Source organism: Pseudaquabacterium terrae, from assembly GCF_013266755.1.
GTDB classification, from domain to species: Bacteria; Pseudomonadota; Gammaproteobacteria; order Burkholderiales; family Burkholderiaceae_C; genus Pseudaquabacterium; species Pseudaquabacterium terrae.
The window spans coordinates 494833-508569 of record NZ_JABRWJ010000002.1 but is presented as its reverse complement, the minus strand read 5'-3'; the positions used below and the strand labels follow the sequence as shown (position 1 = coordinate 508569).

The following is a 13737-nucleotide window of genomic DNA, read 5'->3' as shown; positions in this document are numbered from 1 at the left end:
CTCAAGGCTGTTTCAACGCGGTGGTCAGGGGCAGCGGCAGCAGCCGGTCGATGTCGTTCGTCACCTCGTCCAGCGGCAGGCCGGCGTGGGCCTTCAGGCGCAGGCGGGCCGACAGGTAGTCGTAGCGCGCCGCGGCCAGGTCACGTCGCGCGGCGAAGAGCCGCACCTGGGCGTCGAGCACGTCGGCCGTGGTGCCGAGGCCGGCTTCCTGCGACCGCACGGCGCCGGTGTACGCCACCTGGCTCGATTCGGCAGCCCGGCGGTAGGCCTGGACGCGAGCGGCCCCATTGGCCACCAGCAGGTAGTTGCGCTGCACCTCGGTCTCGACGTTCTCGCGCTCTTCGCGGATCGCCTCCTCCGCCTTCGCCTGCTCCGCCACCGCCTGCTTGACGCCGGCGCTGACGCCGCCGCCGCTGTAGATCGGCACATTGACCTGCAGGCTGAGTGTCTTCAGCACCGAGGTCTGGCCCAGGTTGGTGAGGGATTCGTTCTCGCTGCGGGCGATGCTGGCCACCAGGTCCACGCGCGGCAGGTGGCCGGCCGACTGGCGCTTGACGTTGAACTGCGCGGCGAGCAAGGCCTGCTGCCGGGCGCGGATGGTCGGACTGTTGCGCACCGCGGTCTCGAGCCATTCGAACAAGCCGCCCTGCGCCGGCTCGTCGGGCACGAATTCGGGGTTCATCTGGTTGAGGTCGGTGGTCGCGCGGCCGGTCAGGCGCTGCAGCGCGCGCCGGGCGTTCTCGAGCTGGTCCTTCGCTTCGAAGACCTTCACCCGGTTGACGTCCAGGTTGGACTGCGCCAGCGCTTCTTCGCTGCGGGTGCCCTCACCGCGCCGGAAGCGCTCGGCAGACCGCTTCAGCTGCCCCTCGGCAGACACCCGCTCCTGCTCCGCGAGGCCCAGCGTCTCGGCGGCCAGCAGCGTTCGCAGGTAGGCCGTGCCGACCCGATCGATCAGGTCCAGGCCGCGCCCGCGGTAGTTCGCTTCGGCCTGGTCGACCTGCACCTCGGCCTGGTCCAGGCGGGCCCTGGCTTCGGCATTGAACAGCGGCAGGCGCATCTGCAGCGAGGCATGCGGGGCGTTGTACGCGACCCCGACCTTCGCTTCCTGGTCCTGCGCGTTGAAGAAGCTGCGCGTGCCGTGCACGTCGGCGTACGACCCCGCCAGGCCAACCTGCGGCAGCAGCGCCGCGCGCGCGATCGGCACGCCCTGGCGCGTGCTCTCGAGCTCGTGCCCGGCGCCGCGGTAGGCGGGATCGTTGCTGCGTGCCGCGGCAACGGCCTCGGCGAAGTTCATCGCCTGCGCGCTGCCGGCGGCGAGCAGGGCCGCGGCGATCGCGGTGAAGCGCAGTCGGCGGATCGCTCGTCGCATCGTGCTCACTCCTCGGTCATCGCCGTGGCGATGCGCTTCATCAGCGGATGCAGCATGTAGGTCAGCAGCGAGCGCTCGCCGGTCTTGATCAGCACTTCGGCCACCATGCCCGGCTGCAGCACGCGGTTGCCGAGCGCCTTCTGGCCTTCCGGCGTGATCGCGACCCGGGCCAGGTAGTAGGTGAGCACGTTGCCACCGACCTGCTCGTTGATGGAGTCGCCGGCCAGCGAGACGATCTTGCCGTGCACCACCAGCTGCGGCGCGTCGGCGAAGGTCGAGAAGCGCACTTCGGCGATCTCGCCGACCTTGACGCGGTCGATCATGTGGGGCGGCACCTTGGCGTCGAGCAGCAGCGACGCGCCCTGGGGCACGATGTCCATCAGGTGCTGGCCGGGCTGCACCACGCCACCCTGGCCGGCGACCTGCAGTCCGATCACCTGGCCGGCCACCGGCGACTTGATCTGCATGCGGCCGAGGTCGGTGCCGATGGCGACCAGCTTCTCCTGGTTCGCCTGGACCTCGCGCCGCACTTCGGCCAGCTGCGTCGACACTTCCTTCAGGTACTCCTGCTCGCGCTGCGCGATCTTCAGCCGCAGTTCCGCGATCGAACTCTGGGCCCGCTGGATGTTGGTCTGCAGGTCGGCCATCGAGGTGCGCAGCTCGGCCTGCGCCTGTTCGAGCTGCAGCGCCTGGTTGCGCGGCGCGAAGCCGTCGTTGGCCAGCGAGCGCACGTTCTTCACCTGCTCGTCCTGGATGCCGGCCTGGGCCTTGCGGCTGTCGAGCATCAGCCGCAGGCCGGAGATCTGGCCCTCGGTGCCGGCGATCGACTGCCGGGCCGCGGCGAGCTCCGCCTGCTGGGCGGCGCGCCTGGAGTTGAACAGCTGCTGCTGCACCAGCATGTGCTGGGCCGCGATGGCATCCTTGCTCGCGCGCAGATCGGGGTGGAAGTTGATCGTGCCGGCGCCCGCGATCTCCGACAGCAGCCGGCTCTCGAGGGCCCGCTGCGACAGGTAGTTCTGGCGAATGGCCTCGTGGTTGGCGCGGACGGTCGCATCGTCGAGCGTGATCAGCACGTCGCCCTCCTTGACCTGCTGGCCTTCCTTGACGGTGACCGTCTGCACGACGCCGCCGATCATGTGCTGGATCGTCTTGCGCCGCGTCTCGATGGACACCGTGGCCGGTGCGGAGACTCCCTCGTCGAGCGGCGCGAACGCCGCCCACAGCAGGAACAGGCCGAAACCGACGATCAGCACCCAGAAGCCGAGGCGGATGACCGGCCGGGTGTCGCTCTTCAACGCCGAATCGTCGACATCGGTGACGTCGGCCGGGGATGCGGGAGGGACCCGCCGCAAAGGAGTGGTGTTGCTCATGGTGTGCTCGGGCCCGCGCGGGCCACGATCTCGTTCTGGCCAGCGGGAGCGGCCGAGGATGCGGAAGGCGACTGGGCGCCGCCGGCGTTGGCGTTGGCCTGGTTCTGCGCGACCAGCGGCACGAAACGGGTGACCTGGCCGTTCTCGAGGAACAGCACGCGGTCGGCCACGGCCAGCAGGTTCTGCTGGTGGACGATCATGAAGACGGTGGTGCCGCGGGTCTTGAGGTCGCGCACGGCGCTCACCAGCGCGGCTTCGCCGGCGTCGTCGAGGCTGGCGTTGGGTTCGTCCAGCACCACCACCGCGGGGTCGCCGAAGATCGCGCGCGCCAGGCCGATGCGCTGCCGCTGGCCGCCCGACAAAGTGTTGCCGGCCTCGCCCATCGGCGTGTCGTAGCCGCGCGGCATGCGCAGCACCATGTCGTGGATGCCGGTGCGTCTGGCGGCCTGGATGACGTCCTCGTCCCGGCCGTCCTCGAAGCGCGCGATGTTCTCCTCGATCGTGCCCTCGAACAGCTCGATGTCCTGCGGCAGGTAGCCCATGCGGGCGCCGATCGCGTCGCGCGGCCAGCGCTGCAGCGGCGTGCCGTCGATGAGAACCTCGCCCTCGGTGTCGGGCCAGATGCCCATCAGGCAGCGCGCCAGCGTGGACTTGCCGGCGCCCGAGGGGCCGACGATGGCCACCACCTCACCGGCGCGGAACTCCAGGTCGATGCCCTTGAGGATCGGCTGCGTGCGGCCGGCGGCCTTCGCCACCAGGCCGCGCAGGCTGACCTGACCCTTCAGGTCGGGCACCTCGTCGGCGCCGTCATTGCGGGGCGGATGCTCTTGCAGCAGCTTGCTGATGCGGCGATAGGCGGCGCGCGCGTCGATGAACTGGCCCCAGCTGCCGGCGGCCAGGCCGATCGGCCGCAGCGCGTTGCCCATCAAGGCATTGCAGGCCAGCATGGCGCCGGCGCTGATCTGGCCGTTGATCGCGAGCACCGCGCCGAGCGCGAGCACGAGCGACTGCTGCGCGTACTGCACGAACTTGGTCACGGTCTGCAGGCGGTGCGTGGCTTCCTGGGCGCGCGACTGCACCTCGGTCTGCCGATCGTGGATCGACAGCCAGCGGCGGCGAAAGTGCTTCAGCATGCCGAAGGCCTCGACCGTCTCGGCATTGCGCAGCTTGCCGGCGAGGTAGGTGTTGCTGTCGACTTGCGCGGCCTGCACCTTCTCCTGCAGCGGCCCCATCACTCGGCTGCCGATCACTGCGACGCCCAGCATCAGCACCACGAAGGCGGCGGCGGCGTAGCCCAGCCACGGGTGGATGAGGTACAGCGCCGCGGTGAAGACCAGCACCCAGGGCGTGTCCACCGCCGCGTAGATGCCGTTGCCGGTGAGGAACTGGCGCAGCTGCGTCAGGTCGTTCAGGGCCTGCGGGTTCGCGCTCGTGGTGCTGCGCAGCTTGGCGTCGAAGCTGGCGCGGAAGATCTGGCGCTGCGCCAGCGTGTCGAAACGCGTGCCGACCCGCACCAGCAGCCGCGAACGCGCCCAGTCGGCGAAACCCATCACCAGGTACAGCACCACCGCCAGCATCGACAGCGCGGCCAGCGTGTACTCGCTGTTGCTGAGCATGACGCGGTCGAAGACCTGCATCATGTACAGCGTCGGCGTCAGCATCATCAGGTTGGAGAAGATGCCGAAGACGGCCACCCACGCCACTTCGCGGCGGAAGCCGAGCAGGATGGCCTTCAGCTCGGGCGCGTTCACGCCATCGGTTTGCTTGGAGTTGCTCATGCCTTCGCTCCCGGCTGCGCCATGGGCATGACGGTCAAGGACGGTCCGGCCGGCGCCGCCACGGGCGCCGCCGGCTTGGCGGCCGCTGCAGCGCGCATCTCGTTCGCCTTGGCCAGCGCTCCGAGCACTTCGTCGCGCGGGCCGAAGGCGAGCACCTTGCCGTCGTGCAGCAGCACGATCTTGTCGACGGCGGGCATCAGGGTATTGCGGTGCGTGATGGCAACGATGGTCATTCCCGCGGTCTTGAGTCGGGTGATCAGTTCGAGCAGGTTCTTGTCGCCCGCGGCATCGAGGCTGGAGTTGGGCTCGTCGAGCACCAGCACCTTGGGGGTTCCGTAGAGCGCGCGCGCCAGGCCCAGCCGCTGGCGCTGGCCGCCCGACAGCACGGCGCCGTCGTCGCCGATGCGGGTCTCGTAGCCGTCCGGCAGCGCTTCGATGGTGGAACGCATGCCGGTGATTTCGATGGCGGCCTTCACGGCGTCCATGTCGACATCACCGAAGCGCGCCACGTTCTCGGCCACGGTGCCGTCGAAGAGCTCGACGTTCTGCGGCAGGTAGCCCATGTGCGGCCCCAGCTGCTGCTTGTCCCAGGCGTACACGTCCGCGCCGTCGAGGCGCACCTTGCCGGCTGCGCAAGGCCACACGCCGACCAGCAGGCGGGCGAGCGTGCTCTTGCCGGACGCCGTCGGGCCGATGATGAGCGTCAGCTCGCCGGGCATCGCCGTGAACTTCACGCCGTGCAGGATGCGCAGCGGGCTGCCCGGCGCGCCGGCCTGCACGTCTTCGACCACCAGCTTGCCCTCGGGTGCGGGCAAGGGCATCGACGGCTCCGGCGGCGCGAAGTTGGCCAGCAGGTTGTTCATGCGCTGCTGGGCATCGCGGGCCTGCACGAAGGTGCGCCATTGAGCCACCAGCTGCGCCAGCGGCTGCAACGCGCGTCCCCCCAGGATCGAGGCGACGATCACCATGCCGCCGCCGCCCCACAGGTTGTTGTGCAGCATCGCCCAGGTGGCGCCGCCCAGCAGCACCGATCCCTGCATCACCTGCAGCATCTTGGCCACGGCGGACGTGATGCCGGCGTAATCGGACGCTTCGGCCTGCCGGGCCAGGAACTTGTTCTGGCGCTTGACCCACTGGGCGTGCACGCGGCCGAGCATGCCCATCGACTCGATGACCTGCGCGTTGCGCAGCGCATTCGAGGCGTAGTTCTGCGCTGCGATCGAGGCCACGCTGGCATTCGTCAGCAACGGCATCGTGCGGCGCTGGGTCAGCCAGATCAGCCACACCTGCACGGCGGCACCGATCAGCGCCAGCACGCCCAGCCAGAAGCCGAGCGCGAACAGCAGCACCAGGCAGATCACGGCAGCGGGGGTGTCCAGGACGGCAGTGACGAACGGGGATGCGATGAAGTCGCGCAACGCCTTCAGGTCATTGAAGGGCTGGGTCGTGCCGCCGGGCTGCTTCTTCAGGTTGGCCTGGAACACGGCGTCGAAGACGGGTTCCTTCAGCACCTTGTTGAAGGCCTCGGCCACCGCGTGCAGCGCCCGCGAGCGCACCAGGTCGAGCACTTCGACGACGACGTACACGCCCATCACCATCACCAGCAGCCACAGCAGCGTGGTCGTGTTGCGGCTGTTCAGCACGCGGCCGTAGACCTCGAACATGTACCAGGACGGCACCAGCAGCAGCAGCGTGCCGATGACCAGGCTGTACCAGATGGCGCGTTGCAGGTGGGCACGCTGCTTCAGGATGACGGTGAGGACGATCCCGGGGGCGGGCTGGCCAGGAGCCGCTTGAGTCATTGGAGAGACTCCTTGTTGGGGGTCAGCGAGAGCGGCGGCATGACGGGTGGTGGCGGGGTGTTGTCGGTGACGAGCACGTATTCGGGCAGGTCGGCATTGCGAAGGTCGAACTCGGCGTCGTCGGCCTGCGGATCGTCGAAGGTGAAAGTGAGCACCAGGCCGGCAGCCTGCGTGCTCATGACGATCTCGCGCAGGCGCGAGCTGCGAAAGCGCGCCTCCTGGGCCTCGGTGAGGTCGAGGTTGAACTTGATGCGCCCGTCGAGCGTGTACATCGATGCACGGCCGTTCTTGAGGCTGAGCGTGTGGCGATCGAAGTACACCGGTGACTGCGGCAGGAACAGCACCTGGGGCAGCGGGCCGTTGCCGAGCTTGTGCAGCGCATACGGGCTGCTGGGGTTCTGATAGAGCGCACGGCAGGTACGCGAGACGGAATAGATTGCATTGCAGGCCATCTGCGAGCCCAGCATCGGGAACTGCTCTCTCAGCCCGCGATAGGCCATGTGATGCAAGGCCACGCGGTTCCAGCAGCGTGTCTGCTGGACGATGGGAGCAAGGTGATTACAGGCTTGGGCGAACATCTGCTGCAAATGGATCAGCCGTTCGGTTTGGCCCGGATGGAGGGCAATGTTCAGTGCGACCTGGGGCTTCACGGGGCGCGAGTGTAGCAGGTCCTTATATGAACATTCTTACTTGACCACGATCGTGGGGCCATTGCGACGTGGTGGCCGCTCACGCCACCAATTAGCCCGCGATAGCGTGGGCGGGAATGGAATGAAAAAAGCCGCGCTGGTTCGCAGCGCGGCTTTGCATTGCAGCGCCGGGTGTTGCCACTCGGCGCACCCCCGCCCTGCGGCGGGGGTTGCTACTTCGATCAGGCGAAGTTGTCGGCGGTCAGCGTGCTCCACAGCGTGTCGGCCAGGTCGATCGTGCCGGCCAGGGTGGCCGTCACGTTGCCCGCGGCGGTACCTGCCGCATCGGACACGGTGTACACCTTGCCGATGTTGGTCAGGATGTCGACAGCGATGTAGACGTGCGTCTGAGCGGTCGCCGAATCGGCAAACAGCGCGGCAATCTCGGCAGCCGTGTCGTTCGCCGTCGTCTCGTTCGCGACGTTGATCGAGTTGTTGACGTTGAACGCCGTGCCCAGGATGCTGCCACCCAGAGCCGCCAGCACCAGCACGTCACCACCCGTGGTCTGCGCACCCGCCTGGAAGTGCACGACCGTGTCGTTGCCGAAGTTGGCACCGAACACGACGCGGTCGTTGCTCGACAGCAGCGCATCCGTACCCACCGTCGTACCCAGCACGGTCACGTCGTTGCCATCTCCCGGGGTGATGGTGTTGTCGCTGGTCGTGACGCTGGCAGCGCCCGTGACCTGGGCGTTGCCGCCGAAGGCACCGGTTTCAGCCAGTTGGTCGACGTAGTCACCCTTCGTGTTGAACGCAGCCAGGGCCGTCGTCATGGCGGCCAGGACAGCTTCAGCGGTCGAGGCGGTGCCGTAGACGGCAGCCGCACCGGCGACGTCAACGATGCCAGCCAGAGCCGGCAGCGTCAGCGCCACACCGAAGTTGGCGTTCGACATCACGCCATCGATCAGCGAGGTGATCACCAGGGTGTTCGCGGGGCCATCCGTGGCGCTGATCAGCTTGTTCAGCACCACGTTGTTGTTGATGGCGTCCTTGATGGCCTGGTTGATCTGCAGATCGCTGGTGCGGAAGCCCGTGTTCGGGATCTCGACGCTCGCGGTGATGTCCTTGAACGTCACCGTCACCCGTGCCGCGAAGAAGTTGTAGGTGTTGTTCGCGTCGGACTTCAGGTCAAAGACATTGCGCTCGTCGTTGACGGCGAGCACGTACGGCGTACCCGGGGCGGTCGAGACCGCCGCCTGGCTGGCCGTGTTCAGCACCCACACTGCCCGGCTGCTGGTCGCGTCGAACGGGCCGGTTCCGGCGCCCGGGCTTGCGTTTGCAGCAGCCAGCGCCTGAGCTGACGCGAATGCGGTGGCGTCGCGGATGGCGGTCAGCGTCGCGGCTTCCTGCTGAGCCTGGGCAACCACGGCGTTGTTCGCAACCTGCAGCGCGGTGATCAGGACGTCGGTGGCGTTCTTCTCGGTCAGGTTCACCGTGTCGGCAGCCGCGGTCGGGGTCGCGCCCGACGCGTTGTCGATGGCGACCTTGTCACCAGCCGTGATCGTGCCTGCGGCCACCGCGGCTGCGGTGAGCAGGGTCACGTTCAGGTCCGAAACGCCCACTGCGATCGCGCTCTTCAGCGCGGCCAGGGCGGCCTGGAGCGCCAGTGCCGGGTTCAGCGTGGCGTTGTTGAACGCCGTCAGAGCCGTTTGCGCGGCCGTGGCAGCCGCAGCAGCCTCGGTCGAACCAACGAAGTCATTGGCGACAGCCGACGCCGCCGCAGTGAACGGGTCTGCACCAACGATACCGGCTGCCGTGCGCACTGCCGTGTTATTGGCAGCGATCGCAGCGGTCAACGCGTCGTTGGCCGCCGTGTTGAGCGCCGTTGCAGTAGCGATCATCGGCTCCAGGATGACCTGGATCGCGAACAGCTCGGCCGCGTCGACCGTGCCAGCGCCACCAGAGATGGAGGCGTTCAGCAGCGCCGTTGCCTCCGCGTCGGTGATGATCTGGTTGTCACGAGCGTTCACCAGCGCCGCGAGCACAGCCGCGTCGGTGGCGCCAAGGACCAGGGCGGTCCGGAGCGCCGTCAGCCCGTTCAGGACCACCGCCGTGCCGTTGCCGTTCAGGTTGATGCCAGCGATGGTCTCGTCGGCTTCCCAGCTGAAGACACCATTGACCGCAAGCTGCGCATTGACCACCGCGAGCTGCGTGGCGTTCAACAGGCCTGCTTCAGTGGCTACCCGAGCGTCGGCGGCATCGGCCGTCGCCGCGGCGGCCCTTGCTGCCACGAGGTACCCATCGAGCACCGCATTGCCGGCCGCGAACTCGGCAGCCGTCAGGTTGCCTGCCACCGCCACTTCGTCGGTGATGTCGGGTCGGGCCACCAGCGTTGCCGGCGTAATGATCGTGCCAGCGCTCGCCACGTTGTAGGCAACATACAGCGCTTGCTGCTGCGCCACGGTCAGCGCGCCGGCCGCGTAGGCGTTGTCGATCTGAGTCTTCAGGTTGGCATGCGACACCACCAGCGGGAGCGTGGCATCCGCCGGGTCGACGAAGGTCACCGGCAGGAACAGGTCCAGCGTATTCAACGCGGCGACCGTGGTGTCCGCCTGGCCCAGCGGATTCGGGTTGCCGGTGTTGGCGGGCTGCGGCGCCACAGCGGCACCATCGTTCGTCGAGTTGGCGAGGTTGGCCAGCGCGAGCGCTGCAGCCAGTTCTGCTGCTTCCGCCGCGGTGTAGACCGCGCCGGCCAGGCTGGCGTTGCCGGCCGCGATGGCCTGCGTGCCGGAGTTGTCGGCGTAGACCGTGTCGAGGCCAGTGCCGCCATTGATGATGAAATCACCCGCACCCGGCTTGCGGATGACGTCGTCACCCGCATCGCCGTTGATCGTGAGGTTCTTGTTCAGCTTCTGGTTGGTGTACCAGGCCTGGTCGCCACCGGGGGTTGGCGTCAGCGCGACGTTGATCCAGTCATTGCCGGTACCGCCGTTGGCCGTGAAGGTGAAGTCCTCGCGACCCACCATGATGGTGTTGCGGCTGGCAGCAAAGCCTGTATCGAGACGCACCCACATCGTGTCGTCGTTCGTGCCACCGTTGTAGGTGAACGCGATGTTGTCGCCGGCCGGGTTGCTCTGGATGTCCTTCAGGTTCAGGTACTTGGCGAGCGAGGACGCGGTCACCTGGGCGGTGAACTCGAACTTGCCGCGCATCGTCGATGCGTCAATCAGGCGAACATCGCTGAAGCCGAACGTCGTGATCGGAGCCAGGACATTCGTCGTGCTTTGAACGCCATTGATGGCGTTATTGCCAGGAGCCGTGGCCGCGTCAGTGATGGTGCTGACGGGGACGCGACCGCTGGAACCGCTGACGTTGGCGCCGTTGGCACCGGCGTTGCCGTTCACCGTAAGGTTGCCGGCGTCCTGGACGGTCGGGACGTAGGCGTGCGAGCTGCTGGTCGTCACGCCGTTGACGATGGTGACTTCACGCAGCGTGTTGTTGGTCGAGTTGATCGACTCCAGCTTGCTGTTGTCGCGCACTTCGATTTCGAAGCGCTGAACGCCCAGCGACGAGGACGTCGTGCCGACCGACAGGCCGCCGATGACGAGCTCACCGCCGGTGGAGCCGCGACCCACGTCGTCGAGGATGACCGTCGACGTGACCAGGCTGGCCGATGCGGTCGTGCCGGTGAAGAAGTTGGTGTAGAAGTTCGACGCCGGGGGAGCCACGCCGTCCGCCAGCCAGCCCGAGCCCGCGGGGGTCGAGAACGTGGCCAGCGTGTTGGTGGTCAGCACGATGTTCTGACCGGTGACCGCGATGCGCGAGGCGGGGTCGACCACGGTGAAGTTGTCACCGACGGTGGCCGTCGCGACGCCGGCGCCGAATTCGGCGTTCAGGGCAGTCTGGAAGGCAGCAGCCAGTTGAGCGTACGTCTGCGCGTCCTGGATCGCCTGCGAGCCCAGCGTGACGGTGCGGGCAACGCCACCGATCGTGACCGTGAAGGTGAACGCACCGTAGTTGCTGTTCAGCAGCGGTGCCAGACCGGCCGCGGCGGCAACCGTGTCCATGATCTGCAGGTTGATCGACGAGGTGTTGCTGACTTGGTTCTTCAGCGAATACTGGTCGAAGTACACCGCGTAGTCGACATGGCCGGGGTCGGTTTCGACCATGGCGATCGTGATGTCCTTGGTGATCTGCGACGGCAGGATCCGGACGTCTTCGAAGATGAGATCAGCGCGGCTGTTGTTCGACTCGAACCGCGTGGCGCCGACGATGCGCTCGGCATCGATCTGAACGCGCGAGAAGTTCGAAACGTTGTTGTCACCGGAATCGGTCTGATGCGATTGAGCGCGGACAGCGATCTGCTCGACGCCGGTGGTTTCCGGCGTGACCGAGAAGACTGCCGACGAGCCCATGTCGGCTTCGATGCGGTCGTTGCCGGCGCCACCGTCGGTCCAGTCACCAGACTGCCAGCTGTTGCTGTTGTTGAAGATACGGGCTTGGATGACATCGTTGCCCGGGGTGCCGCTCAGGAAGTCCTGACCCATGGTCATGCCGAGGCTCGCGCCGGCATTGAACGGACGGTCGATCGTGCCAGCGGTCTGCGCGTAGGCCACCGCCGAGGCGATGCGGCCGTTGAACGCGGAGGCAGCGGCGCCGTAGACGCCATCGCTGGTCAGGCCGGAGAACAGCGCAGCAGCGTCGGCAATCGCCATGCCGCGCTCGGCGGCGGGCGTGGTGTTCAGCAGGTTCTCGAGGTAGGCCACAGCGTCGGTCACGCCGGCGCCGGTGATGCCCAGGTTGGCGGTGACCAGCACGGCCACATCGTGGGCGGACTTCGTGCCGAAGTCGCGGGCGTACACGCCGTTGATCAGCGCGCCGATGCCGCCGCCGCCCAGGTTGGCTTCAGCCAGCACCGACGTCATGGTGGCGTTGCCGAGTTGGATGCCGTAAAGCGCCGCAGCGGCACGTGCGACCACGGTAGATGAGAAGCTGGGGATAGCCATTCAGTACGCTCCTGATGAGTTCAGAGATTGATTTCTTTGCAAAGAAACCGAGGGTGGATGATCAACGACCGGCCCACACTCGAATCAGCGTCGGCGCCATAAGCCGGCGCTGAGTCGAACGAGGGACGACGAGCTTGTTGATCATGGGGCTGCAGTTTGCTGGGAGGTCCGGCTCGGCCATGTGATCGCCATCACATGCCTACCGGGTTCTTTTCGACCGATCGGCGCCACCTCCCATTCCAAGGCGCACGACCGTGTCCGCTCGACGAGCGGCGCGATTATTGCACCGGCCTCCCCGCATTCAAGGTGGCGGAAGCCCCCAGAGGGTCGGTTCTGAGGGGTCCGGAGTTGTGCCGCAGCAACAACCGGCTGGTAACGGATCACCACGGCCAGCGCAAACCCGTGTAGGCGGTGGTGCCTTCATGCCGGAACAGCGCCAGGTTGCTGCTCTGGCGATGGCGGCCGAGCTGCACCACCCACTCGGCACCCGGCAGCCATGACGTGTGCAATGCACGACTGACTTCCATCGAAACGAAGGACTGGGCTTGGTGCCGCACGGCGTTGTTCTCGAGCAACGTGCTGTAGCCCTCGCGATCGTCCAGCCGCAGCGTGCCGATCGACAGGTCGATCGTCGTCAGCGGATCCGGCCGGTGTTCGAGCCGCAGCACGCCGCCCAGGCTGCGCTGTACGCCACCCGGGCGACCGTCGTGATTCGGCCGATCGGTGCCACCGCGCAGCGCCAGCGACCACTGCCAGTCGCGCCGACCGAGCGGCCGGCATTGCAGGCGCCAGGCCAGCAGCACGGTGGTGCTGTCGGCGCTGCGGGTGTCGCGCTGGCGCCGGCCGTCGGTTTCGAATTGGGCGGCATGGCTGCAGCTCTCGCCCAGCTGCTCCAGCACCAGGCGGGCCCGACCGAGGGCATAGGGCTCGGTCAGCGCACCGCCGAACCACGACAGGTCGGTCTGGACCGATGCGGACCAACCGTTCCAGCGCTGGGTAAAGCTGGCCGCCGCCTGGGCCTGGTACCAGTCGGTGCTGGACTCGCTCGGCGCGTTGCGCGCGGCGAAGTTGAGTCCGGTGCGCACCATGCGGTTCGGACTCAGTTCCCACGCCGCCTGCCATGACAGATCGGCACGCACGGCGGCGCCCCGGCGCGGCGTGCTGATCACCGGCAGCACGACGTCACCACCCTCCGGCGGGGTCAGCGTCAGCTCGGTCAGACGCGGCGAGACCGCGAGGTTGGAGTCATGGCCGAAGAGGACCGAGGCCTCTCCCCGTGCGGCAAAGCGCGGCCAGTCCATGTTCTCGCCCAGGCGCGCCCGGGCGAGCCGGAAAGCAGTCCCGGCACCGGCGGCGCTTTCGATGCGTCGCAGCAGGGCGGGTGGAACATCGCTTCGGCTGCGCCAGGACGACGCCAGTTCCTTCAGCGCGGCCGGTTCGCCCAGCGCGGCCAGCGCCAGCGCATGGTCGGCTAGTGCACCGAGGTTGTCGGGCTCGAGCAGCAACGAACGCTCCAGCCACACGCGGGCCGTTTCAGCGTCACCCTCATCGAGCCACAGGGCGCCGAGGACTGCCAGAAACCCGGCATGGCCGATGCATTGGTCCTGGGCGGACTCCAGGCGGCGCAGGTGCAGGCGCCGTTCGACCGTGGTCGCGGGCCACGGCGATGGCGCCAGCAGTGCACAGACGGTCGCCGGCTCGTTCGGCCGCACCACGCTTGGCGGCGCTTCGGCCGCATGTGCCGCGCCCAGCGCAGACAACGCACATCCCACAATCCACCGCC

Annotated in this window: 7 protein-coding genes; all 7 read right to left on the bottom strand. The window is 67.7% G+C overall.

Going from position 1 to position 13737, the window contains the following annotated elements; genetic code table 11:
• Window position 1: 1 nt before the first annotated feature.
• The 7 genes from HLB44_RS07425 to HLB44_RS07395 all read right to left on the bottom strand — a co-directional run bounded on the left by HLB44_RS07425 (window position 2) and on the right by HLB44_RS07395 (window position 13714).
• Complete coding sequence (locus tag HLB44_RS07425; protein WP_173121912.1) at window positions 2-1369, bottom strand: TolC family outer membrane protein; 1368 nt, start codon at window positions 1367-1369, stop codon at window positions 2-4.
• A 5-nt stretch (window positions 1370-1374) separates the two neighbouring features.
• Window positions 1375-2739, bottom strand: coding sequence for an HlyD family type I secretion periplasmic adaptor subunit (locus HLB44_RS07420; RefSeq protein WP_173121911.1), 1365 nt, complete (start codon window positions 2737-2739; stop codon window positions 1375-1377).
• Window positions 2736-4517, bottom strand: coding sequence for a type I secretion system permease/ATPase (locus HLB44_RS07415; RefSeq protein WP_173121910.1), 1782 nt, complete (start codon window positions 4515-4517; stop codon window positions 2736-2738). The genes HLB44_RS07420 and HLB44_RS07415 overlap by 4 nt, the downstream gene beginning before the upstream one ends.
• Window positions 4514-6319, bottom strand: coding sequence for a type I secretion system permease/ATPase (locus tag HLB44_RS07410; protein WP_173121909.1), 1806 nt, complete (start codon window positions 6317-6319; stop codon window positions 4514-4516). The genes HLB44_RS07415 and HLB44_RS07410 overlap by 4 nt, the downstream gene beginning before the upstream one ends.
• Window positions 6316-6969 (bottom strand): hypothetical protein, encoded by a 654-nt coding sequence (locus tag HLB44_RS07405; RefSeq protein ID WP_173121908.1) that lies wholly within the window; start codon window positions 6967-6969, stop codon window positions 6316-6318. Before HLB44_RS07405 ends, HLB44_RS07410 begins: the two co-directional genes overlap by 4 nt.
• A 221-nt stretch (window positions 6970-7190) precedes the next feature.
• Window positions 7191-11954 (bottom strand): beta strand repeat-containing protein, encoded by a 4764-nt coding sequence (locus HLB44_RS07400; protein ID WP_173121907.1) that lies wholly within the window; start codon window positions 11952-11954, stop codon window positions 7191-7193.
• 380 nt (window positions 11955-12334) lie between these two features.
• Window positions 12335-13714, bottom strand: coding sequence for a hypothetical protein (locus tag HLB44_RS07395; protein WP_173121906.1), 1380 nt, complete (start codon window positions 13712-13714; stop codon window positions 12335-12337).
• Window positions 13715-13737 lie beyond the last annotated feature (23 nt).

What these genes read in the sequence shown, in the direction of transcription:
- HLB44_RS07425 (WP_173121912.1), bottom strand. Translation starts at nt 1,369, where the DNA reads ATGCGACGAGCGATCCGCCGACTGCGCTTCACCGCGATCGCCGCGGCC.
- HLB44_RS07420 (WP_173121911.1), bottom strand. Translation starts at nt 2,739, where the DNA reads ATGAGCAACACCACTCCTTTGCGGCGGGTCCCTCCCGCATCCCCGGCC.
- HLB44_RS07415 (WP_173121910.1), bottom strand. Translation starts at nt 4,517, where the DNA reads ATGAGCAACTCCAAGCAAACCGATGGCGTGAACGCGCCCGAGCTGAAG.
- HLB44_RS07410 (WP_173121909.1), bottom strand. Translation starts at nt 6,319, where the DNA reads ATGACTCAAGCGGCTCCTGGCCAGCCCGCCCCCGGGATCGTCCTCACC.
- HLB44_RS07400 (WP_173121907.1), bottom strand. Translation starts at nt 11,954, where the DNA reads ATGGCTATCCCCAGCTTCTCATCTACCGTGGTCGCACGTGCCGCTGCG.